This is a genomic window from Mesorhizobium sp. M8A.F.Ca.ET.057.01.1.1 (assembly GCF_003952565.1).
In the GTDB taxonomy this organism is placed as follows: Bacteria; Pseudomonadota; Alphaproteobacteria; order Rhizobiales; family Rhizobiaceae; genus Mesorhizobium.
Genome location: NZ_CP034454.1, coordinates 5,899,541 through 5,921,423, shown reverse-complemented (window position 1 = coordinate 5,921,423; position 21,883 = coordinate 5,899,541). Strand labels below are relative to the sequence as shown.

At 63.4% G+C, this 21,883-nt stretch carries 17 protein-coding genes and 1 pseudogene; 8 read left to right on the top strand and 10 right to left on the bottom strand.

Annotation, left to right across the window (positions count from 1 at the left end; genetic code table 11):
* Nucleotides 1-90: 90 nt before the first annotated feature.
* The 5 genes from EJ077_RS28065 to puuE all read right to left on the bottom strand — a co-directional run bounded on the left by EJ077_RS28065 (nucleotide 91) and on the right by puuE (nucleotide 5,548).
* The gene (locus EJ077_RS28065) at nucleotides 91-2,076 is read right to left on the bottom strand and encodes a CocE/NonD family hydrolase (protein ID WP_208697957.1); all 1,986 of its coding nucleotides are present in this window, start codon (nucleotides 2,074-2,076) and stop codon (nucleotides 91-93) included.
* An 84-nt stretch (nucleotides 2,077-2,160) separates the two neighbouring features.
* Entirely contained in the window at nucleotides 2,161-2,754 is a 594-nt protein-coding gene (locus EJ077_RS28060) for a nucleoside deaminase (protein WP_208697955.1), read from the bottom strand.
* A 7-nt stretch (nucleotides 2,755-2,761) separates the two neighbouring features.
* Nucleotides 2,762-3,262, bottom strand: a complete 501-nt coding sequence (locus EJ077_RS28055; protein WP_208697953.1) for an ureidoglycolate lyase — start codon at nucleotides 3,260-3,262, stop codon at nucleotides 2,762-2,764.
* Nucleotides 3,259-4,119 (bottom strand): bifunctional allantoicase/(S)-ureidoglycine aminohydrolase, encoded by an 861-nt coding sequence (locus EJ077_RS28050; RefSeq protein WP_208697950.1) that lies wholly within the window; start codon nucleotides 4,117-4,119, stop codon nucleotides 3,259-3,261. The genes EJ077_RS28055 and EJ077_RS28050 overlap by 4 nt, the downstream gene beginning before the upstream one ends.
* Before the next feature lie 10 nt (nucleotides 4,120-4,129).
* The gene (puuE, locus tag EJ077_RS28045; protein WP_208697948.1) at nucleotides 4,130-5,548 is read right to left on the bottom strand and encodes an allantoinase PuuE; all 1,419 of its coding nucleotides are present in this window, start codon (nucleotides 5,546-5,548) and stop codon (nucleotides 4,130-4,132) included.
* Between the two features lie 203 nt (nucleotides 5,549-5,751).
* Here puuE and uraH point away from each other — a divergent pair, with 203 nt between their 5' ends.
* From uraH to xdhC, 4 genes are all read left to right on the top strand, one after another.
* Nucleotides 5,752-6,126: a hydroxyisourate hydrolase gene (gene uraH, locus EJ077_RS28040; protein ID WP_208697946.1), complete on the top strand. Its 375-nt coding sequence runs from the start codon at nucleotides 5,752-5,754 to the stop codon at nucleotides 6,124-6,126.
* 3 nt (nucleotides 6,127-6,129) lie between these two features.
* The gene (gene xdhA, locus EJ077_RS28035; RefSeq protein ID WP_208697945.1) at nucleotides 6,130-7,611 is read left to right on the top strand and encodes a xanthine dehydrogenase small subunit; all 1,482 of its coding nucleotides are present in this window, start codon (nucleotides 6,130-6,132) and stop codon (nucleotides 7,609-7,611) included.
* Complete coding sequence (gene xdhB, locus EJ077_RS28030) at nucleotides 7,611-9,974, top strand: xanthine dehydrogenase molybdopterin binding subunit (protein WP_208697944.1); 2,364 nt, start codon at nucleotides 7,611-7,613, stop codon at nucleotides 9,972-9,974. The genes xdhA and xdhB overlap by 1 nt, the downstream gene beginning before the upstream one ends.
* Nucleotides 9,975-10,035: 61 nt before the next feature.
* Entirely contained in the window at nucleotides 10,036-11,070 is a 1,035-nt protein-coding gene (gene xdhC / locus EJ077_RS28025) for a xanthine dehydrogenase accessory protein XdhC (protein ID WP_208697943.1), read from the top strand.
* Here the strand turns inward: xdhC and EJ077_RS28020 are convergent.
* The 3 genes from EJ077_RS28020 to EJ077_RS28010 form a co-directional block, all read right to left on the bottom strand.
* Complete coding sequence (locus EJ077_RS28020) at nucleotides 11,067-12,311, bottom strand: LLM class flavin-dependent oxidoreductase (protein ID WP_208697942.1); 1,245 nt, start codon at nucleotides 12,309-12,311, stop codon at nucleotides 11,067-11,069. The genes xdhC and EJ077_RS28020 overlap by 4 nt on opposite strands.
* Nucleotides 12,308-13,303 (bottom strand): LLM class flavin-dependent oxidoreductase, encoded by a 996-nt coding sequence (locus EJ077_RS28015; RefSeq protein WP_208697941.1) that lies wholly within the window; start codon nucleotides 13,301-13,303, stop codon nucleotides 12,308-12,310. Before EJ077_RS28015 ends, EJ077_RS28020 begins: the two co-directional genes overlap by 4 nt.
* 378 nt (nucleotides 13,304-13,681) lie before the next feature.
* Nucleotides 13,682-14,602, bottom strand: a complete 921-nt coding sequence (locus tag EJ077_RS28010; RefSeq protein ID WP_208697939.1) for a LysR family transcriptional regulator — start codon at nucleotides 14,600-14,602, stop codon at nucleotides 13,682-13,684.
* 132 nt (nucleotides 14,603-14,734) lie between these two features.
* Here EJ077_RS28010 and EJ077_RS28005 point away from each other — a divergent pair, with 132 nt between their 5' ends.
* The 4 genes and pseudogenes from EJ077_RS28005 to EJ077_RS27990 all read left to right on the top strand — a co-directional run bounded on the left by EJ077_RS28005 (nucleotide 14,735) and on the right by EJ077_RS27990 (nucleotide 19,106).
* Nucleotides 14,735-15,952: a urate hydroxylase PuuD gene (locus EJ077_RS28005; protein ID WP_208697936.1), complete on the top strand. Its 1,218-nt coding sequence runs from the start codon at nucleotides 14,735-14,737 to the stop codon at nucleotides 15,950-15,952.
* Nucleotides 15,953-15,954: 2 nt separating this feature from the next.
* Nucleotides 15,955-17,267 (top strand): annotated as a pseudogene (gene guaD, locus EJ077_RS28000) (guanine deaminase).
* A gap of 76 nt (nucleotides 17,268-17,343) precedes the next feature.
* On the top strand, nucleotides 17,344-17,847 hold the full coding sequence (locus EJ077_RS27995; protein WP_208697934.1) for a heme-degrading domain-containing protein: 504 nt from the start codon (nucleotides 17,344-17,346) through the stop codon (nucleotides 17,845-17,847).
* Entirely contained in the window at nucleotides 17,844-19,106 is a 1,263-nt protein-coding gene (locus EJ077_RS27990; RefSeq protein WP_208697931.1) for a glycerate kinase type-2 family protein, read from the top strand. Before EJ077_RS27995 ends, EJ077_RS27990 begins: the two co-directional genes overlap by 4 nt.
* An 8-nt stretch (nucleotides 19,107-19,114) precedes the next feature.
* Here the strand turns inward: EJ077_RS27990 and EJ077_RS27985 are convergent, their stop codons facing one another.
* The gene (locus EJ077_RS27985; protein ID WP_208697929.1) at nucleotides 19,115-20,581 is read right to left on the bottom strand and encodes a UdgX family uracil-DNA binding protein; all 1,467 of its coding nucleotides are present in this window, start codon (nucleotides 20,579-20,581) and stop codon (nucleotides 19,115-19,117) included.
* 2 nt (nucleotides 20,582-20,583) lie between these two features.
* On the bottom strand, nucleotides 20,584-21,819 hold the full coding sequence (locus EJ077_RS27980; protein WP_208697927.1) for a putative DNA modification/repair radical SAM protein: 1,236 nt from the start codon (nucleotides 21,817-21,819) through the stop codon (nucleotides 20,584-20,586).
* Between the last annotated feature and the right edge of the window lie 64 nt (nucleotides 21,820-21,883).

Sequence of the window (21,883 nt, the reverse complement as noted above, 5' to 3'; positions counted from 1 at the left end):
AATGACCGCAAGGGAAAGCGGTAAGCAAGACCGAATGCGACATGCCGTGGCGTAAATCGTACGTCGCATTTGGACCAACGGTTTCAGCACTCAAACCAGCGCGCGCGGGACCCTTTCGTCGAAATCGCGCTCGAAGACGAGGTTTTCGCCTTCGTAGGCCTCGATTCTGCCGCTGACGATGAAGTTTTGCGCATCCGATCGCATCTGCGCCCATGTCTCGGTACGGACCGACCATCCATTTCGCGACAGAGTCTGCGTCCAATGTGTTTTCCCGGAGGCTGACAGAGGATCGTCAGGATGGATGGTCCAGGTTTCGCGGGCGATGCTGCCGTTGACCAGGCCGTGGTCGAGATCGCGCACCTCGCCGAAATCATCCGTAATGGAAAGCGTGACGATTCCCGTCTTTTCGTCGCGGTCGACATGGCGTTCGGAATTGGCGGGTCGAACCGTCTCCGTCGCCCAGGGCGTGGCGCCTTCCGGTTCGCCGAAAACGGCTTCGTCGCCTGTTGCCAGCAGGCGCAACGGCACCGATAGCGTGGCCCCCGACAAGGTCAGTTGTACCGGCTCCGGCGAGGGCCATATGGCAGGCCAGTAGGCGGTCGAAACGGCCACGCGCAGACGATGGCCGGCCGGCACGCGGTAGGCGCATTGATCGAGCACGACACGCGCCGAAGCTGTCTCCCCGGGGACCAGCGCCTCGGGGAATTCGTGCGACTTGCGGTGCGTCAGATTGAGCACGCCATAGGAGATAAGTTCCGAGGCGCCGTCGGGATGCACGTCGCAAAGCCGGACCGCGATGTTGGCCTGGGGCCGATCGGAGGCAAACTGGACCTCAAGCTCCGGCGCGCCGACGATCTCGATCGGCTTGGTGAGTTCAGGCTGGTCGAAACACGCCGACAGCCCGTCGTCAGGACGCTGGTCACCAGGCAATTCCGGGCCGAAGGTGAAGGGAAAGTATTCGCCGCCGGCAAGCCCGCAGGTCTGCGGCGAAGCGACGATGGAAGGCCGTGCATCAGCGGGAATAAGTTCGATCGCTTCATTCGTTATGTTGGACGACGGCCACTCCTGCTCGGCTATCCAGCGGCCGGGCCGCTCCGGATGCCAGCGAGCGGGACGCACGCTGTCCATCACATAGGCGCGATAGTCGGGATCGGCCTCGACGCCGGTCTCGGCACCCTTCAGCCAGTGGTCCCACCAGCGCAACGCTTCCTGCAGGAAGCCGATGGCAGGCTTGGGTCCGGCATAGTGCGGGTATTTGTGAATCCACGGTCCAACGATGCCCTTGACCGGCGCCTCGATGTTGGTGACGAGATGCGAGATCGTGTTGCGGTAGCCGTCATGCCAGCCGCCGATCGACAGCACTGCGGCTTTGATTGCGGAAAAATCCTCGCAGATCGAACCGCGCTTCCAATAGGCGTCGCGATGCTGGTGGCTGAGCCACAGAGGCAAAAGGAAGGACTGGTTCTCCAGCCGCGTCAGCCAGAGATCGCGCCAGCGGTTATCGCCGGCAATCAGCGGATCCGGTGGCCGCGACGAATAGGACAGCATGGTCGAGGCCCAGCCGAAATTCTCGTTCAAAAGGCAGCCGCCCTTGTAGTGGATGTCGTCGGCATAGCGGTCGACGGTCGAGCACAGGCTGATCACCGCCTTGAGCGCCGGCGGCTGTTTGGCCGCCACCTGCAGGCAGTTGAAGCCGCCCCAGGAGATGCCCATCATGCCGACATTGCCGTTGCACCAGGGCTGCGCCGCCGCCCAGGCGATGACATCGCAGGCGTCCTGCAGTTCCTGCTCGGAATATTCGTCGTCCATCAGCCCTTCGGAATCGCCATTGCCGCGCATGTCGACGCGGATCGAGGCGTAGCCGTGGCCGGCGAAATAGGGATGGGTAAGCTGATCGCGAAAGATCGTTCCGTCGCGCTTGCGGTAGGGCAGATGCTCGAGGATGACGGGTACCGGATCGTCGCCCGCATCCTCCGGCATCCACACCCGCGCCGACAACCGGCAGCCATCGGGCATGACGATGCCCATGTCGGGAAATTCGACGACCTTACGGGGAAATTCGGTGATGGTTTTCATGGCAGGCATAACGCTCCGCGGCACGAAAACTTTCAATCGCCATTCGCGACTGGAGCAGCGAAATATGCGACCTGTTTCATACTATCAATTCAGCGGAATGTCGTTTTCGGCCTTGTTTGCCTGATAGGCGTCGGACAGCGCGTCATAGCGTGCGGAAATCCTGCCGATCCGCTCCTCCAGCCGCTGGCGTTCGACCTCGGGGAGGGCCCGCACCAGCCGGCGGATAGAAAAGCTTTTCCAATAGGCGTTCTCGGCATTGTAGCCGCCGGGGCCGAGAGTGAAGACCTCTTTCAGAATTTTGAGATCATGCGGGATGGCAAAACTGTCGCGCGAGTCCTCGTGGCTGAACAAATAGTAGAAATTGTCGAAACCGGTCCAGGTGATCGCCGACAGGCAGAGCGAACACGGCTCGTGTGTGGCGATGAAAATGGCGTCTTTCGTGTCGACGCGTTCGGCCTTGGGCATTTCGTAAAAACGCTTCAGGCAGTGCACCTCGCCATGCCAGAGCGGGTTTTCCATCTCGTTGTTGGTCTCGGCCAGTACCAGCGACCGGTCGTCCTTGCGCAGGATCGCCGCGCCGAACAGCTTGTTGCCATGGGCGACGCCTTCTGCCGTCTTCGGCACGATGTCGTGCTCGATCACGTCGAGCAGGCGGTCGATCAGCGAAATGTCGGTCATGATGAAATCACGGGCTTTCAGGGAGGTGGATTTCGTAAGGGTGCGAGAAGTGAAACTCTTCGAGGTTGGAGCCATCGCCGCCGCGGTCGACGATGAGGAAATCCTGCTCCTCGCCGATCGGCGTCAGCACACCGTGCCAGAGATTGCGCTTGTAGTTGATGCCCTGTCCGGGCGCGGCGATGAAGCCATGCGGCTCGCCCGGCCCGTCCTTGGTATCGTGGCAGACGACGACCAGAAAGGGCCGTGGCGACAGCGGGATGAAAGCCTGGCTACCGAGCGGATGGCGCTCGACCATGGTCAGCTTCAGCGGCATTTCATAGGGTGTGCCGCGCACCATCGAGATCAGCACGCGCGCATTCGGCCCAGCGGCCTCGGCGGTGGCGAGATCGTGATAGCGGATCGCCTTGCCGCCGTTGATCGGGTAGCGGTTGTCGCCGCCCATATCGATGACGTCGCCGAAGGGCGCGAAGTTTTCGCGGCTCAGCGGCTGCGCGACGATGCGGCTCACCGCGCACGGCCTCCGAGATAGCCGCCGAGCTTGGCGTGCCGGTTGACGTCCTTGTAGAGCAGATAGCGGAATTTTCCGGGGCCGCCAGCATAGCAGGCCTGCGGGCAGAAGGCGCGCAGCCACATGAAGTCGCCGGCCTCGACCTCGATCCAGTCCTGGTTCAGCCGGTAGACAGCCTTGCCTTCGAGCACATAGAGCCCGTGTTCCATGACATGGGTTTCGGCGAAGGGAATGACCGCGCCCGCCTCGAGCGTGACGATGGTGACATGCATGTCGTGGCGCATGTCGTCCGGATCGACGAAACGCGTCGTCGCCCAGCGGCCCTCCGTGCCGGCCATCGGCGTCGGCGCCACCTGCTGGTCGCTGCTGAAGAAGGCTTCCGGCGTGTCCAGGCCGTCGACTGCCTCATAGGCCTTGCGGATCCAGTGGAAGCGCACGGCAGCGCTGCTCTTGTTGCGCACCGTCCAGCCGCTTGCCGGCGGCAGGAAGGCAAAGCCACCGGCGGCAAGCACATGCTTTTTGCCGGCGAGCGATACGGTGAGTTCCCCCTCGACCACGAACAGCACGCCTTCGGCGCCGGCGTCAGGTTCCGGCCGGTCGCTGCCGCCGCCCGGCAGAACCTCGACGATGTACTGCGAAAACGTCTCGGCAAAGCCCGACAGCGGCCTTGCGATGATCCAAGCCCTGGTCTTGTCCCAGAAGGGCAGCGGGCTGGTCACGATGTCCTGCATCACGCCTTTGGGGATGACCGCATAGGCCTCGGTGAAGACAGCGCGCCCGGTCAAAAGCTCGTTTTGGCCGGGATGGCCACCCTGTGGGGCATAATAGGTTCGCTCGGGCATCCTGATCGTATCCATGGGTTTAAACCTATTGTGGAAGCATGTCCTTGAGGCGCAGCAGCGCAATGCGCTCGACCTGTTTGCAGGCGGTTTCGAATTCGACGCCGCGGCCATTGCCGATACGGCCTTCGAATTCGGCGAGGATTTCCTCCTTTGTCTTGCCTTTCACCGCGATGATGAAGGGGAAGCCGAAGGTGGTGACGTAAGCGGCGTTGAGCTTGGAGAACAGTTCGCGTTCCTTGTCGGTCAGCGCGTCGAGGCCGGCGGAAGCCTGTTCCCGGGTCGATTCCGCCGTCAGCCGCCTGGCCTTGGCCAGCTTGCCGGCGAGGTCGGGATGGGCGTTGAGCACGCCGAGCCGTTCGGTTTCGCTGGCGGAGCGGAAGATGCGGCAGAGCGCATTGTGCAAGCCCCCCGCCGTGTCGTGCGCCGGACCAAGTTCAAGTTCGTAGGCCCGTTCGGCAATCCACGGCGAATGCTCGAACACGCCGCCGAATGTGTGAACGAACGTCTCGAATTCCATCTTCGAGGGCCGGAGTGCCGCCGGCTTATAGGGATGGTTCTCCTGCCAGTGCTTGGCAATGTCGATGCGCCGCGCCAGCCAGACCTTGTCATGCGATTTGACATAATCGACGAAGCGCTTCAGCGCCGCTACCCGGCCTGGCCGCCCGACCAGACGGCAATGCAGGCCGATGTTCATCATGCGCGGCCGGCCTGCCTGGCCCTCGGCATAAAGCGTGTCGAAACTATCCTTGAGGTAGGCAAAGAACTGGTCGCCCGAATTGAAGCCTTGCGGCGTGGCGAAGCGCATGTCGTTGGCATCGAGTGTGTAGGGGATGATAAGCTGCGTGCCGCCGCTGTACTCGAACCAGTAGGGCAGTTCGTCGTCATAGGTGTCCGAGACGTAATCGAAGCCGCCCTCCTCTGCCACCAGGCGCACCGTGTTGACCGACGTGCGGCCCGTATACCAGCCGGTCGGGCGCTGGCCGGTCACCTCGTAATGCAGCTTGACCGCCGCTTCGAGGTCGCGGCGCTCGTCCTCGGCATCGTGGTCGCGGTAGTCGATCCATCTCAACCCGTGCGAGGCGATTTCCCAGCCGGCTTCCTGCATCGCCGTGACCTGGTCGGGGGAGCGTGCGAGCGCCGTGGCGACGCCATAGCAGGTCACGGGCACTTGCGACTCGCTGAACAGGCGCAGCAGCCTCCAGAAGCCGGCTCGCGCCCCATACTCGTAGATCGATTCCATGTTCCAGTGGCGCTGGCCCACCCAGGGCGCCGCGCCGACGATTTCCGAGAGGAAGGCTTCCGAAGCCTTGTCGCCGTGGAGCACGCAGTTCTCGCCGCCTTCTTCGTAATTGACGACGAACTGCACGGCGACATGCGCGCCGCCAGGCCATTTCGGATCCGGCGGATTGGCCCCGTAGCCACGCATGTCCCTGGTGTAACGCATCGTCCCTCCGCGCCCGGCATCACCGGAAGTATGATCAGAATATCGAAAGGGTGCTTCTCGCATTCCCCTCAAAATTTTTGAAAGTGTTTTTGTCGCACTCCGCTCGACCGGGACTTATGCATCGCCTTTAATTGGCGCACAATTCATCAGCAGTGCTCGATTGTACCGGCCAATTTGTTCGTACTGGAAATGGGAGGCGGCCAATGGCAGAAACGTCGAAAGCCGATGGCGGGCGTCTGACGACCCATGTCCTGGATACCGCGACCGGCAGGCCGGCGGCGGGATTGTCGATCGCGCTCTACCGTCTCGACGGTGCTGCTCGCACGCTTCTGAAGACTGTCGTCACCAATGCAGACGGCCGCTGCGACGCGCCGCTGCTGGCAGGCGTCGACTTCCGCACCGGCGAATACGAATTGATGTTCGCGGCCGGCGACTATCTGCGCGGCCAGGGCACGAAGCTGCCGGAGCCTGCCTTCCTCGACAGCGTGCCGATCCGCTTCGGCATGGCGGAGGCGGTGCACTATCATGTACCATTGCTGATCTCGCCCTTTGGCTATTCCACCTACAGGGGGAGTTGAAGCATGGCCAAGATCAACATCCGCAACGAAATCCGCTTCATCCTCAATGGCAGGGATGTCGCGCTGTCATCCGTGGCGCCCGACGCGACCCTGCTCGACTGGCTGCGGCTCGACCGTTCGCTGCGCGGCACCAAGGAAGGTTGCGCCGAAGGCGATTGCGGCGCCTGCACCGTGCTTATCGGCAGGCTTTCGGCCGCCGGGCTGGTCTATGAAAGCGTCAATGCCTGCATCCGCTTCCTCGGCTCGCTCGACGGCACCCATGTCGTGACGGTCGAACATCTGCGCGATGTGTCAGGCCGGTTGCATCCCGTGCAGCAGGCGATGGTCGATTTCCATGGCTCGCAATGCGGCTTTTGCACGCCGGGCTTCGTCATGTCGCTCTATGGCTTATGGATGAAGTCACCGGACCCGTCGGACGCGGCCATCGAAAAAGCCTTGCAAGGCAATCTGTGCCGCTGCACCGGCTATGAAGCGATCATGCGCGCCGCGCACGCCATATCGAGCTATGGCAAGGTTGCGAAAGACCCGCTGGCGGCGGAGCGCCGGGACATCACGCCACGGCTGCAGGCGTTGCGCGATGGCGCCAGGGTCGAGCTCCACTCCGGCAGGACGCGGCTGGTCGTGCCGGCCGACGCCGACGATTTCGCGTCTGTCTTCGAGAAGGAACCCACCGCCACCGTCGTCGCCGGTTCGACCGACGTTGGCCTGTGGGTGACGAAGCATATGCGCGACATCTCGCCGGCGATCTTCATAGGCAATCTGCCGGGGCTTTGCGCCGTCACGGAAGAAAACGGTATCATATCGATTGGCGCCGGCGTCACCTACACCGAAGCCTTTTCGACGCTGTCGAAACGCATCCCGGCGCTGGGGCCGTTGTTCGATCGTATCGGCGGCGAACAGGTCCGCAACATGGGCACGATCGGCGGCAATGTCGCCAACGGCTCGCCGATCGGCGACACGCCGCCACCGTTAATCGCGCTCGGCGCCCGGCTGACATTGCGCAAGGGCAAGAAGCGGCGCACGATCCCGTTGCAGGATTTCTTCATTGCCTATGGCAAGCAGGACCGCCAGCCGGGCGAGTTCGTCGAGGCCGTGCACGTGCCCGTGCCGGCAAAGGACGTGAAATTCGCCGTCTACAAGATCACCAAGCGCCGCGACGAAGACATCACCGCGACCCTGGGTGCCTTCTGTCTGGCTCTGGCCAAGGACGGCACGGTGGCCGATATCCGCATCGCCTATGGCGGCATGGCGGCAACGCCGAAGCGGGCGTCGGCGGTTGAACAGGCTTTGATAGGCAAGATTTGGAGTGAAGCGACGGTGGAGGCAGCGATGGCCGAATACGCCAAGGACTTCACGCCGCTCACCGATATGCGCGCGACCGCCGAATACCGAGCCTTGGCAGCGAAGAACCTTTTGTTGCGCTTCTACGTGGAAACCACCGGCACCAAGGCGCCGTTCCAGGTATCACGCAGCGAGGCGGCCTGATGAACAAGCACGCACCATCAAACCTAAAGGCCGAGAAGATCGTCGGCGGCGTCGCTACCGACCAGCGGCATGACTCAGCCCACAAGCATGTCAGCGGCGGCGCCGTCTATATCGACGATATGCCGGAACCGGCCGGCACGCTGCATGCCGGCCTTGGCCTGTCCAAGGTTGCGCATGGCGTTCTGAAAAGCGTCGACCTCTCGGCGGTGCGCGCGGCCCCTGGTGTCGTCGACGTGCTGACTTATGCCGACGTGCCGGGTGAGAACGATGTCTCGCCCAGCAACATGCATGATGATCCGGTGTTGGCTGAAGGCAAGGTGCAGTTCTTCGGCCAGCCGATCTTCGCGGTGATTGCCGAGACGCGCGAGGCAGCCCGGCGCGCCGCGCGCCTGGCCAGGATCGAGTATGACGAGCTTCCCGCCGTGATCGGCATCTGGGACCTTGATCCGGCGAAGGACAAGCAGGTGACCACGCCGCTGATCTTGCGGCGCGGCGATGCGGCCGCGGCAATCAAGGCAGCGCCCCGCCGCATCAAGAACCGGATGTGGCTTGGCGGCCAGGACCATTTCTACCTCGAAGGCCAGGTGTCGCTCGCCATCCCCGGCGAGGACGACGAGGTGACCGTCTATTGTTCGACCCAGGGGCCGAGCGAGACGCAGCATCTGGTCGCCCACACGCTTGGCGTGCCGAGTAACGCGGTGACGGTGGAGGTGCGCCGCATGGGCGGCGGCTTCGGCGGCAAGGAAACGCAGGCCAACCAGTGCGCAGCGATCGCCGCGATCGCCGCCAAGAGGCTGAAGCGGGCAGTCAAGATTCGGCTCGACCGCGACGAGGACATGACCGCCACCGGCAAGCGGCACGATTTCGCCATCGACTACGAGGTCGGCTTCGACGACGAAGGCAATATTCTCGGCGTCGATTTCACCTACGCCTTGCGCTGCGGCTTCTCCGCCGACCTGTCCGGCCCGGTCGGCGACCGTGCGCTGTTCCACTGCGACAACGCCTATTTCTATCCTGCGGTGCTGGCCAAGTCCGCACCGCTCTACACCAACACTGTTTCCAACACCGCGTTCCGCGGCTTCGGCGGCCCGCAAGGCATGGTCGGCGCCGAGCGTGTCATCGACGAGGTCGCCTTCGCGGTCGGCAAGGATTCGCTCGAGATCCGCAAGCTGAATTTCTACGATCCGATGGAAGCGATCGGCGGCCGCAACGTCACCCCCTATCACCAGAAGGTCGAGGACTGCATCATCCAGCGCATCGTGGCGGAACTGGAAGAGAGCGCGGACTATGCGCGCCGCCGTCGCGAGATTTCCGCGTTCAACGCAAACAGCCGCTTCGTCAAGCGCGGCCTGGCGCTGACGCCGGTCAAGTTCGGCATCTCCTTCACCAAGACTGAGTCCAACCAGGCCGGCGCGCTGGTGCATGTCTATGCCGATGGTTCGGTGCACATGAACCATGGCGGCACCGAAATGGGGCAGGGCCTGCACCTCAAGGTGGCGCAAGTCGTGGCGGAGGAGTTTCAGATCGACCTCGATCGCGTGAAGATCACCGCCACCACCACCGCCAAGGTGCCCAACACCGCGCCGACGGCGGCGTCCTCGGGCGCCGACCTCAATGGCATGGCGGCGCAGAACGCGGCGCGCCAGATACGCCAGCGGCTGACCGACTTCGCCGCCGAGAAATATCAGATCCCTGTCGACCAGGTGGTGTTCCTGCCAAACCGGGTGCGCGTCGGCAACCAAGAGGTCAGCTTCAACGATCTGGTCAAGCAGGCCTATATCGCGCGTGTGCAGCTCTCCGCCGCCGGATTCTACAAGACGCCCAAGATCCACTGGGATCGAAGCAAGGGCCAGGGCCACGCCTTCTACTACTATGCCTATGGCGCGGCCTGCGCCGAAGTGTCGGTGGACACGCTTACCGGCGAATATGTCGTCGAGCGCGCCGATATCTTGCATGATTGCGGCCGTTCGCTGAACCGGGCGATCGACCTTGGCCAGGTCGAGGGCGGCTTCATCCAGGGCATGGGCTGGCTGACGACGGAGGAACTGTGGTGGGACGACAAGGGCCGGCTGCGCACGCATGCACCGTCGACCTACAAGATTCCGCTGGCGTCGGACCGGCCGAAGATCTTCAACGTGGCGCTGACCGACTGGTCGCAGGCCTATGAGCCGACCATCCATCGCTCCAAGGCAGTCGGCGAGCCGCCGCTGCCGCATGGCATGGCGGTGCTGCACGCGCTGTCGGACGCGGTGGCGAGCGTCGCCGACCACAAGATCTGCCCGCGTCTCGACGCGCCGGCGACACCCGAACGCGTGCTGATGGCGATCGAGCGGCTGAAGCGGGAGGCTTCAGAGCCTTCCTGAGGCGCCAAAACGTGCAAATCGCGCCGAAAAATACTATATTTCCTGGATGGAAGTGCAGGCGATGAACTCGAAGGTTCAAGAGCTGAAAGTGTTTCTCGACCATGCCGGTCGGGTCGCGCTTGTCGAAGTTGCGGCGGCAAAGGGTTCGACGCCGCGCGAGGCCGGTGCGTTCATGCTTGTCTCGGCATCGGAGATTTTCGGCACCATTGGCGGCGGTCAGCTCGAATATATGGCGATCGATAAGGCGCGGCAGATGCTGGGCTCTTTGCGCTCCGCATCTTTCAGCGAGTTTGCCGATGTCGGCGCCGCCCCTCATCCGCCTGCCGGCACCTTCTCCCCGTATAGTGACGGGGAGAAGGGAAGCGGCCGTAACGCCGGCGACCCCCTCTCCCCGTCCTTACGGGGAGAGGGTAAGGGTGAGGGGCAGCGCGACGCTGACGAAGCTGGCGTCACGCTCGACGTTCCGCTCGGACCGGAAATCGGCCAGTGCTGCGGGGGTCGGGTCAAGGTGTTGATCCGCTTGGTCGACGGCACAATCGAGGAAAAGCTGATGGCGCACGCTGAATCGGAGGAAGCGCATCTGCCGCATGTCTATATTTTCGGCGGCGGCCATGTCGGCCAGGCGCTCGCGTCGGCGATTGCACTTCTTCCCGTGCATGGCGTCGTCATCGAGACCCGCGCCGAGGCATTGGAAGGCATGCCGGAAACCGTCGAGACGCGGCTGACGCCGATGCCCGAGGCCGAGCTGCGCAACGCCCCGGCCGGCACCGCCTTCGCCGTCCTCACGCATGACCACGCGCTCGATTTCCTGATCGTCGCCGAAGCGCTGAAACGCGACGACGCGGCCTATGTTGGCATGATCGGTTCGAAGACCAAGAAAGCGACCTTCAGGAACTGGTTCCTGAAATCGGCCGACGGCACGGAGGCCGAATTCGCCCGCCTCGTCTCGCCGATCGGCGGCGAAGCCGTCAAGGACAAGCGTCCGCCGGTTATTGCCGCGCTCGCCGCCGCCGAGATCATGACGGCGCTGGTCGTCCACAATGCGGCCTCGAACGCAGAGCGTCACGCTCCGCATGACAGGGTGACGGCCGGCTAGCTCGGTCGCCTGAGGCCGAGATGCGCGCGCAGCGTGGCGCCGTCATACGCCTTGCGGAACAGGCCGCGCCGCTGCAGTTCCGGCACGACCAGCGTGGCAAAGGCATCGAGTTCGCCGGGAAAATAAGACGGCATGACGTTGAAGCCGTCGGCGGCACCGCCTTCGAACCGCGCCTGCAACTCGTCCGCGACCTGGGCCGCGGTTCCCACGATGCGCCAATGGCCGCGCGCGCCTGCGAAATGCCGCGCTAGCTGGCGAATGGAAAGGCCATCGCGGCGCGATTGCTCGACGACCAGAGCCTGCCGGCTTTTCATGCCCTCGCTCTCGGGCAATTCGGGCAGTGGACCGTCGAGCGGATGGCGCCAGAGGTCGGAGATGCTGAGATAGCTGGACAGCAGGGCTACGCCGACGTCGTCGGGGATCAATTCCTGCAATTCCTCGAATTTTTCGCGGGCCTCGGCTTCGGTCTCCGCCACCACGGGCGCGACACCGGGCATGATCTTGATGTCATCGGGTTCACGCCCATACGCCGCCACGCGCCCTTTGAGGTCGTCGTAAAAGGCCTTCGCTTCCTCGAAGGTCTGTGCCGCCGTGAACACCACGTCGGCGGTGCGGGCGGCGAGGTCGCGGCCGACGTCGGAAGCGCCGGCCTGGACCATGACAGGCGCGCCTTGCGGCGAGCGCGGCAGGTCGAGCGGATCGCGCACCGAAAAACTCTGTCCGTCATGGCCTGCTTTGCCGCGCCACAACCCTGTCACCACCTCGGCGAACTCGCGCGCCCGCTCATAGCGGTCGGCATGAGGCTTGAGGCCGGTTGCGCCGAAATTGGCGGCTTCGATCGGACTGGCCGACGTGACCAGATTCCAGCCGGCCCGGCCGCCGCTCAGATGGTCGAGCGACAGGAAGGTCCGCGCCAGTCCGTAAGGCTCATTGTAGCTTGTCGACGCGGTGGAAACGAGGCCGATGTGGCTGGTCTGGACAGCCAGCGCCGAAAGCAGGCTGATCGGCTCGAAGCCAATCGAGCGCGACGTCTGGCTGGCGATGTCGACATTGGCCTCGCGCAGGCCGGCGGCGTCCTCGCAGAAGATCATGTCGAACTTCGCCGCTTCAGCCGTGCGCGCCAGCGCGATGTAGTGATCGATGTCGATGCCAGCTTTCACATGCGCCTTCGGGTGGCGCCATGCGGCGATGTGATGGCCCGTCGCCCACAGGAAGGCGCCGAGCTTCATTTGCGCGGTCATTGGTCACCTCCGCCGGCAAGGCCGAGATGCGAGCGCAAGGTGGTGCCGGGATGGTTTTCTCGAAGCAGCCCGCGCCGCCGCAACTCCGGAAGAACACGATCGATCAAATCGTCGAACACCGAAAGCTGCGCCGGCAAGCGGATGTTGAAGCCGTCGCAGCTCTTAGAGCGGGATTTTTCTTCCAGCCTGTCGGCCAGCCCGCTGACGCCGTCAGCGGTGAGCGAGATATCAGCCAGTATCTTCACCGCATCCGGCTCGCGCCCACAGGCGGAAACCCGGCGCTTCAGATCACCATGACACGCCTTGTCTTCTGCCGCCGCCCGTTCGTCCAGCAGAACGACATCGGCTGTGCGGGCGGCAAAGTCGAGGTCGCCTTCGGTGAGACCGGACAGCACCAGCACCGGCGCGTCCTGCGGCGACCGGGCGACATTCAGCGGCCCGCGCACGGAGAAGAACTCGCCCTTGTGGTCGAGCAGGTGCATCCCTTGCGAATCATGGAAGCGGCCGCCGTCCCTGTCGAACAGCAGCGCGTCCGCGTCCCAGCCCTGCCAGAGCCCTTGAACGATGCCGATATATTCCTCCGAGCGGCGGCGAAAATCATCGGCTGAAAACCCGTCGGGCCGGCTGAAATTGGCGGCCTCTCGCGGTGTCTGCGCCAGCGTCGCGTTCCAGCCCGCGCGGCCATGGCTGATCATGTCGAGCGAGGCAAAGCGGCGCGCCAGATTGTAGGGCTGGTGGGCGATAGTCGATGCCGTGGCGGTGAGACCGATTTTTTCGGTCATGGTCGCCAGCGCGGCGACAAGCGTGGTCGCCTCGAACAGGCTGCTCGGCGCGGCGCCATGCGGCGCGGAGTCGTCGAGGATGATCATGTCCAGCCCCGCCGCCTCGGCCTCCCGGGCGAAGCCGGCCAGATCGCTGAAAGTGAGCGCTTGCCCGGTTGCGAGAGCAATGTTGAGCGAAGCGGCGAGATGCGTTGTGGCGCCGTCGGTCATGGATGGTTCCTGGGGGAAGGCATGCGGGAACTATGTTCGCCGCATGCCCCAATGGCAACCGCTGGCGCTGGGCCAACCGCCGGCCATGTGCCGACCAGCAGTCACGTTTCCGGCTGGCTCTCAAACACCTCGAAATTAGCTGAAACATCCGCCGCGTCGTCATCCACGGGCGGAGCAGCCGCGAAGCGGCGTCGCGCAGACCCGAGGATCCATGCCGCGACGTCAAGGCGCTGCCACGGTGCAGAATTCTGCTCCGTTGCACTTTACGGCGAAAGTCACGGAATGGATACTCGGGTCTGCGCTCCGCTTCGCGTCGCTCCGCCCGTGGATGACGAAGTCGCGGGCCTTCGGCCGATCCCGTAGCAACGCGACCGCCCCTCACTTGCCCGCCAGAATATCCTTGATCAGCCTTTGGCAACGCTCGGCCATGAAGTCGAGCAATAGCCGCACCTTGGGGTCCTGCAGCTTCTTGTGCGGATAGACGGCGGCGAACTGCACCGGAGTCGGCGGGGTGCTGGTCAGGATCACCTTCAGTCGCTGGTCGCGGATGAACGGCTCGACCTCGAAGCGCGGCTTGTTGATGATGCCGCGACCTGACAGCGCCCAGCCGGTCAGCACGTCGCCATCATCGGTGTCATAGGGCCCATGCACCTCGAATTTCTGCGGGCCTGTGGGCGTTTGCAAGGTCCAGACATATTCGCGCGCGCCGGAATAGCGCAGCATCAGGCAGTCATGCTTCCTGCCGATCAATTCCTGCGGCTCCATCGGCTCGCCGCGCGCCTCCAGATATTTGGGTGCGGCGACCAGCACGCGTTCGCATTCCATGATGCCGCGCATCCGAAGGCTGGAATCCTCGATGATCCCTAACCGGAAGGCGACGTCGATGCCTTCCTTCATGATATCGACATTGTGGTCCGAGAGCCTGAGCCGCACCTCGATATCGGGATATTTGTCGTGGAAATCGGGAATGCCCGAGGCCACCAGCCGGCGTCCGAGGCCGAGCGGTGCGGTGACGCGGATGGTGCCGCGCGGCTGGCCGGACAGCGCCGAGACAGCCGCTTCCGCCTCGGTGATCGCCTCCAGAACCTGTTTGGCGCCGGAATAGAAAACAGTTCCATGTTCTGTCGGCATCAATTGCCGGGTGGTGCGGTTGAACAGCCGCACGCCGAGATGCTTCTCCAGTTCCTTGATGCGGTTGGAGGCGACCGCCGGCGAAATGCGCATGTCGCGGCCGGCCGCCGACAGATTGCCGAGTTCGACGACGCGGACGAAAACGGCGATGTTGTCGAGATAGGCCATGCGCAGCACCTTCGCCGGTTTTCGGCGATCAGCCTAGTATTTTCCATTTTTTTTTGAAAGTCATCGTACACCTCGCCTCTTTTCGTTTGCGCTCCACACCGTAAAGTCACCGGATCGGCAGGGACGATTTCAATGATGGATTTCGCGATTTTCTGGGACTGGCTGAGCTTCGCCGTGCGCTGGCTGCACGTCGTCACCGGCATCGCCTGGATCGGCTCTTCCTTCTACTTCGTCGCGCTCGATCTTGGCCTGCGCCAGCGGCCCGGCATGCCTGTCGGCGCCTTCGGCGAGGAATGGCAGGTGCATGGCGGCGGCTTCTACCATATCCAGAAATACCTGGTGGCGCCGGCCGAGATGCCCGAGCACCTGACCTGGTTCAAATGGGAATCCTATGCCACCTGGCTGTCCGGCTTCGCCATGCTGTGCGTGGTCTATTACGCCGGAGCCGATCTGTTCCTGATCGATCCCAATGTGCTGCCGATGTCGGCGCCGGTCGGCATCCTGTTGTCGATGGCCACGATCGGCGTCGGCTGGGTGGTCTACGATCTCCTGTGCCGCTCGCCGCTTGGCGAAAGCGACACCGGCCTGATGCTGGTGCTCTATTGCGTGCTGGTCTTCATCGCCTGGGGGCTGACGCATCTGTTCACCGGCCGCGCCGCTTTCCTGCATCTGGGCGCCATCACCGCGACCATCATGTCGGCCAATGTCTTCATGGTCATCATTCCCAACCAGAAGATCGTCGTCGCCGACCTCATCGCCGGCCGCAAGCCGGATCCGAAATACGGCAAGATCGCCAAGCAGCGCTCGCTCCACAACAATTATTTGACGCTGCCGGTGCTGTTCCTGATGCTGTCGAACCACTATCCGCTGGCATTCGGGACCGAGTTCAACTGGGTCATCGCCTCGCTGGTGTTCATCATCGGCGTCCTCATTCGCCACTATTTCAACACCGTGCACAAGCGTGCCGGCAACCCGCACTGGACGTGGCTCGGCGCCCTTATCCTGTTCATCGTCATCATCTGGCTGTCGACCGTGCCGAAGGTGCTGACCGGTGAACCGAAGGTGTCCACCTCGGCGCAGGTCTATATCGCCTCGGCGCATTTCCCGGCTGTGCGCGACACCGTTCTCGGCCGTTGCTCGATGTGCCATGCGGCCGAGCCGGTCTACGAGGGCATCTATCACGCACCCAAGGGCGTGATGCTGGACACCGACGCCGGCATCGCCGACCATGCCCGCGAGATTTATCTGCAGGCCGGGCGCAGCCACGCCATGCCGCCCGCCAATGTCAGCCAGATCACCGACAAGGAACGGGCGCTGCTGGTCGCCTGGTTCGAAGGCGCGGGGAAATAAGCATGATTTCGACACTTCTGCGCGGCCGCACCCTGTCCTTCGTGCGCTGGCCGCAAACCGTCGGCGACCACTCAGCCTGGCGCTACGAGGAGGACGGCGGCCTGCTGATAAGCGACGGCAGGATCGTAGCATCAGGCGCCTACGCCGATGTCGAAAACAGGCCGGGGAGGGCGTCAAAAAGAACGACCATCGGCCGCATCTGCTGCTGCCGGGCTTCATCGATACGCATGTGCATTTCCCGCAGATGCAGGTCATCGCGTCCTATGGCGCCGAACTGCTCGACTGGCTGAACACCTACACCTTTCCCGAGGAAACAAAATTCGCCAACGCGCAGCATGGCCGCCGCATCGCGCGTCTGTTTCTTGACGAGACGGTGCGTCATGGAACCACGACGGTTGCCGCCTATTGTTCGGTGCACAAGGCCTCGGCCGAAGCCTTCTTCGCCGAGTCGCATGCGCGCGACATGCTCAACGTCGCCGGCAAGGTGATGATGGACCGCAATGCACCCGAAGGCGTGCTCGACACGCCGCAGACCGGCTATGACGACACCAAGGCGCTGATCAGGGAGTGGCATGGCAAGGGGCGGCAGCACTATGCCATCACGCCGCGCTTCGCCATCACCTCGTCACCGGAACAGATGGAGATGGCCGGCGCGCTTTGCCGCGAACATCCCGACCTGCACATGCAGACGCATCTGTCGGAAAACCAAGCCGAGATCGCCTTTACGCAACAGCTTTTTCCCTGGTCGCGCGACTACACCGACGTTTACGAGCACTATGGGCTGCTGGGCAAAAAGAGCCTTTTCGGCCACTGCATCCATCTGTCGGAGCGCGAGGCGGACGCGCTGGCGGACAGCGGTTCGGTGGCGGTGTTCTGTCCAACCTCGAACCTGTTCCTCGGCTCGGGCCTGTTCGACTATCAGCGCTTTCGCCGCCGTGACAAGCCGTTGCGCATAGCGGCCGCCACCGATGTCGGCGGCGGCACCAACTATTCGATGCTTCGCACCATGGACGAGGGCTACAAGGTGATCGCGCTGAACGGCGAGAAGCTTAACCCTTTCCAGTCCTTCTGGCAGATCACCCGCGGCAATGCCGAGGCGCTGTCGGTCGCGGACAAGATCGGCACGCTGGAAGAAGGCACCGATGCCGACATCGTCGTGCTCGATGCCAGGGCGACGCCGGCGATGCGGCTCAGGATGGAAACGGTCGAGACGCTGGCGCAGGAATTGTTTCTCTTGCAGACCCTTGGCGACGACCGCGCCGTGCGCGAGGTCTATGTTGCGGGCCGCGCGGCCAAGAGCGACATCGCAATTTAGGGCTGCGGTGTGTTGCCTGCTTGACCCGGCGGCAGCCATCGGTCAAAGCGTGCGGCGAAGTTGACAGGGGAACGACATGACCGTTGCTGACGACATCGCGCTGATCAAGAAACAGGAAGAGACCCTTGTCTTTACGGCCTTCGACGAGGCCGTCGCCTTCAAGCTCGGTTCGGCGATCCGCGACCGCGCGCTGGCTGAGAAGCTGCCTGTCATCGTCGACATCAGGACTTTCGACCGGCCGCTCTTCTATGCCGCCATGCCGGGGTCGAATGCATCCAATCCCGACTGGGCGCGGCGCAAGATCAATGTCGTCAAGCGCTACCTCAAAAGCAGCTACCGTCTGGTTCTGGAGCAGCAGCGTCCCGACCGCACCTTCAAGATCGGCGAGGGGCTGGATATTGCGGACTATGTGCTCGCCGGCGGCGGCTTCCCGGTCGCTGTCAAGCGTGCTGGTGTCATCGGCGTCATCGCAGTGTCCGGCCTGCCGGAGCGCCAGGATCATGGCGTGGTGGTCGATGCGCTGTGCGATCACCTGGGCATCGACAGGCGCGAATTGGCATTGTCCGCGGACCCCGAATGACCGTGCCCGATAAGGTTTTTCTTACCGCGATCTTCAATGCCGCTGTCGCCGCCGCCGATCCGGAGCGTACCATCCGCGACCATTTGCCGGCCAGACCCAGGGGCCGCACCATCGTCATCGGCGCCGGCAAAGGCTCGGCGCAGATGGCGGCGGCCTTCGAGAAGGTTTGGGACGGCTTGATCGAAGGGCTGGTCGTCACCCGTTATGGCTATGGTGCCAGATGCGAGCGCATCGAGATCATCGAAGCCGCGCATCCGGTGCCCGACGCCGCCGGGCTTGAGGCCTCGCGGCGGCTGCTGGAGAAGGTGCAAGGGCTGACAGCGGACGATCTGGTCGTGGCGCTGATTTCCGGCGGCGGTTCGGCCCTGCTGCCGTCTCCGGCCGCCGGCCTGACTCTGGCCGACGAAATCGCCGTCAACGAGGCGCTGCTTGCTTCCGGGGCGCCGATCGCGGCGATGAACACCATCCGCAAGCATCTCTCCACCATCAAGGGTGGCAGGCTGGCCGCTGCCGCATGGCCGGCCAAGGTGGTATCGCTGGTCGTCTCCGACATTCCCGGCGACAATCCGGCCCTGGTGGCGTCCGGCCCGACCGTTCCCGACACTGGCAGCCGTGAAGACGCGCTGGCGTCGATATCCGCCTATGGCATGAAACTGCCGGACGCGGTCATGGCGCACATCCGGTCGCCGGCGGCCGACGCACCAGATCCCGACGATCAGCGCTTTGCGCGCAACGAGGTGCACCTGATTGCCTCGGCCGGTGTGTCGCTGGAAGCGGCGGCGGCTGAAGCGAGGCGGCAAGGCGTCGAAGCCTTCATCCTCTCCGACGCCATCGAAGGCGAAGCACGCGAGGTCGGCGGCGTCCATGCGGCAATCGCCCGCGAAGTGGCGACGCGTAATCGGCCCTTCCCAAAGCCGGTGCTGATCCTTTCGGGTGGTGAGACCACCGTGACTTTGCGGGCAAAGGGCAAAGGTGGCCGCAATTCGGAATTCCTGCTCGCCTTCGCCATCGGCATCAATGGTGTGGAAGGCATTCACGCCCTTGCCGCGGATACCGACGGCATCGATGGCTCCGAAAACAATGCCGGCGCCTTCGCCGACGGCTCGACCGTTTCGCGCATGCGGGCGGCGGGTGTGGATGCCAAGGCAATGCTGGCCGGCAACAATGCCTGGACGGCCTTCAATGCTGTCGGCGATCTCTTCGTGCCTGGCCCGACCGGTACGAATGTGAATGATTTGAGGGCAATTCTCGTTCGTTAGAAGGGCAGTCAAGCGGCCATCAGCCGCTTCACCTGCTTCATATCCTGCAAAAACCGCTCACGTTCGGCATCTTTATCGGCGTGATCCCGGATGCGCAGGATGAAGGAGGGGTGGATGGTGATGAAGACGCGCAACCCGTCCTCGCGTTCGATCACCTGGCCGCGCATCTTGGTCACCGGGATCGCCTTGCCAAGCAGGGACAGCGCGGCCGTCGCGCCGAGCGCCACGGCGAGGTTCGGCTTGATCAGGTCAAACTCCCTGTCGATCCACCAGCGGCAGGCCTGAACCTCGCCGGCATTCGGCTTGGAATGGATGCGGCGTTTGCCGCGTGGCTCGAATTTGAAGTGCTTGACCGCGTTGGTGACATAGACCTTCAGTCGGTCGACACCGGCATCGTCCAAGATCGCATCGAACACCTTGCCCGCGGGGCCGACAAAAGGTTTGCCGGCGAGATCCTCCTGGTCGCCAGGCTGTTCGCCGACGAAGATCACCTTGGCATTGTCAGGCCCTTCACCGAACACGGTCTGCGTCGCATCGCGCCAAAGCGGACAGCGGCGGCAACCCTTGGCGGCTTCGCGCAACTCGGAAATCGAGCTGGCATCATCGTCTTCCGGTGCGGCCGGCTCACCCTTCGGCCAATGCTTTGCCTGCACCTTGGCGTGGTGCGGCGCGGGCGTTGTCGGCATTCTGGCAATCATATCCTTGGCGGCCTTGTCCGCTCCCGCGATCAAGTCAGGAATGAGCGAGGCCTCGGGAAGGTTCCGCCAATATTTCTTCGGCATCTCCTTCTGCATGGCTTTCACCTTCAGCCGCGCCGGATTGAAGATGTTCGCGAAATAGGTCCGCCACAGCGCTTCGGTGTCGTCCTGGTCAGGCGCGTCGGCCTTGGCGGCGCCCGGTCCGATCGCCAGCCTTTCACCGTCCCAGTCGGCGGAGGCGTAAGGCGTCAGGATCGTCCAGCGCATGCCGGTAAAACGTCGGACGAAGAAATCCGCGTTGCGCTCGACGATGAAATGTTCGGGCTCGAACCAGGCGACATAGCGTTCATCCTCGCCATCGCCGATCTTCCGGAAGCGGACAAAGGCATGCATCTTGTGGCTGTCGCGCCGCACCGCCTTTTCCATCGCCTCGAGCCGCCTGGTATCGGGATCCGATGCGATCGCCAGCAACTTGGGTTCCGTGCGCAGCCGCCACAACAGCCGGTAGAGGAAGGCGAAACGGCCGGGGTCGCAATGGCAGAAGGCGGTTTCAGTGTGATCGATGAAATCGCGCGGCACAACGAGCTGCGCGCCCTCGGGCACGTCAGGCAAATCGCTTTGCGGCCGGTCGGAACCGGCTGCGACATGCCAGCCGATGTCCTCGGGTCTGACCTCATTCAGCGCCAGCCGCCGAGCCGCGTCGCGCCAGCCGACGAAATCGGTCTGGCTTTCAAGCCAAACTGTGTAGCGGGCGAGGTCGAGCTCTGCTGGCCGCATGGTCAAAACAGCGCCAGCTGTTCGCAGGATTGCATGATCTGACCGCGCAGGCCGGCCTTGTCGGTGAGCGCGCCTGGCGACCAGCCTTCGGCGATGATGAAGGGCCGTAGCTTGGCGATCGAATGGCAGAGCCGGCCGACATCCTCGAGCCGCAGCCGCCGGTGGCGGCGGGTTTCCAGAATCTTCGCCACCACCTTGGTTCCCAGGCCGGGCACGCGCAGCAACGCCTCGCGCTCGGCGCGGTTGACGTCGACGGGGAAGCGTCCCCGGTTGCGCAGCGCCCAGGCAAGCTTCGGGTCGATAGCGAGATCGAGCATGCCATCGCTGCTGCCGGCCAGGATTTCCGGTTGAGAAAATCCGTAGAAGCGCATCAGCCAGTCGGCCTGGTAGAGCCGGTGTTCACGCATCAGCGGCGGCTTCCGCAGCGGCAGCGACGACGAGGCATCGGGGATCGGGCTGAAGGCCGAATAATAGACGCGCCGCAGGTGGTAACTGCCATAAAGCCGGGCGCTGGTGTGCAAGATGCCGTCATCGGAGGTCTTGTCCGCGCCGATGATCATCTGCGTCGACTGGCCGCCCGGGGCGAAGCGTTCGCGTTTTTTGGTCCGCAGCGTCGGCTCGGCTTTCTCCTCCATCTTCCAGCGCAGGTTGGCCATCGAAAGCCGGATTGTCTCCGGCCTCTTTTCCGGCGCCAGTTTCCTCACGCCCTCATCCGTGGGCAACTCGACATTGATCGACAAGCGGTCGGCATAAAGCCCGGCCTTCTCCACCAGCTCCGCCGAACTCTCGGGTATGGTCTTGAGATGAATATAACCGGAGAATTTTTCCTCCAGCCGTAGCCGCCGCGCCACCTCGACCATTTCGCCCATGGTTTCATCAGGCGAGCGGATGACGCCCGAGGACAGGAACAGGCCTTCGATATAATTGCGCCGGTAGAAATCCATGGTCAGCTTCACCACCTCGTCGATGCCGAAGCGGGCGCGCCGGACATTCGACGACGAGCGGTTGATGCAATATCTGCAGTCGTAGATGCAGAAATTGGTCAGCAGTATTTTCAGCAGCGAAATGCAGCGGCCGTCCGGCGCGTAGGAATGGCAAATACCCATGCCTTCGGTGGAGCCGATGCCGCCGGACTTCAGCGAATCCTTTTTTGCGGAACCCGACGAGGCGCAGGAGGCGTCGTACTTGGCGGCGTCGGACAGGATTGCCAGTTTTTCACGAATGGTGAGAACGCTCATTTGTTCATGATATGTTCTCATCGATCATCACGCCATCTCATTTGATGGCGGCGGCGAAAAAGTG

Bases quoted from the DNA above. Each gene is read 5' to 3' on its own strand.
- EJ077_RS27990 (WP_208697931.1), top strand. From the start codon at position 17,844: ATGACCGTGCCCGATAAGGTTTTTCTTACCGCGATCTTCAATGCCGCT.
- EJ077_RS28065 (WP_208697957.1), bottom strand. From the start codon at position 2,076: ATGAAAACCATCACCGAATTTCCCCGTAAGGTCGTCGAATTTCCCGAC.
- EJ077_RS28015 (WP_208697941.1), bottom strand. From the start codon at position 13,303: ATGACCGACGGCGCCACAACGCATCTCGCCGCTTCGCTCAACATTGCT.
- EJ077_RS27980 (WP_208697927.1), bottom strand. From the start codon at position 21,819: ATGAGCGTTCTCACCATTCGTGAAAAACTGGCAATCCTGTCCGACGCC.
- EJ077_RS28060 (WP_208697955.1), bottom strand. From the start codon at position 2,754: ATGACCGACATTTCGCTGATCGACCGCCTGCTCGACGTGATCGAGCAC.
- xdhC (WP_208697943.1), top strand. From the start codon at position 10,036: ATGAACTCGAAGGTTCAAGAGCTGAAAGTGTTTCTCGACCATGCCGGT.
- EJ077_RS28020 (WP_208697942.1), bottom strand. From the start codon at position 12,311: ATGACCGCGCAAATGAAGCTCGGCGCCTTCCTGTGGGCGACGGGCCAT.
- EJ077_RS28010 (WP_208697939.1), bottom strand. From the start codon at position 14,602: ATGGCCTATCTCGACAACATCGCCGTTTTCGTCCGCGTCGTCGAACTC.
- puuE (WP_208697948.1), bottom strand. From the start codon at position 5,548: ATGCGTTACACCAGGGACATGCGTGGCTACGGGGCCAATCCGCCGGAT.
- EJ077_RS28050 (WP_208697950.1), bottom strand. From the start codon at position 4,119: ATGGATACGATCAGGATGCCCGAGCGAACCTATTATGCCCCACAGGGT.
- EJ077_RS27985 (WP_208697929.1), bottom strand. From the start codon at position 20,581: ATGCGGCCAGCAGAGCTCGACCTCGCCCGCTACACAGTTTGGCTTGAA.
- EJ077_RS28005 (WP_208697936.1), top strand. From the start codon at position 14,735: ATGATGGATTTCGCGATTTTCTGGGACTGGCTGAGCTTCGCCGTGCGC.
- EJ077_RS27995 (WP_208697934.1), top strand. From the start codon at position 17,344: ATGACCGTTGCTGACGACATCGCGCTGATCAAGAAACAGGAAGAGACC.
- xdhA (WP_208697945.1), top strand. From the start codon at position 6,130: ATGGCCAAGATCAACATCCGCAACGAAATCCGCTTCATCCTCAATGGC.
- uraH (WP_208697946.1), top strand. From the start codon at position 5,752: ATGGCAGAAACGTCGAAAGCCGATGGCGGGCGTCTGACGACCCATGTC.
- xdhB (WP_208697944.1), top strand. From the start codon at position 7,611: ATGAACAAGCACGCACCATCAAACCTAAAGGCCGAGAAGATCGTCGGC.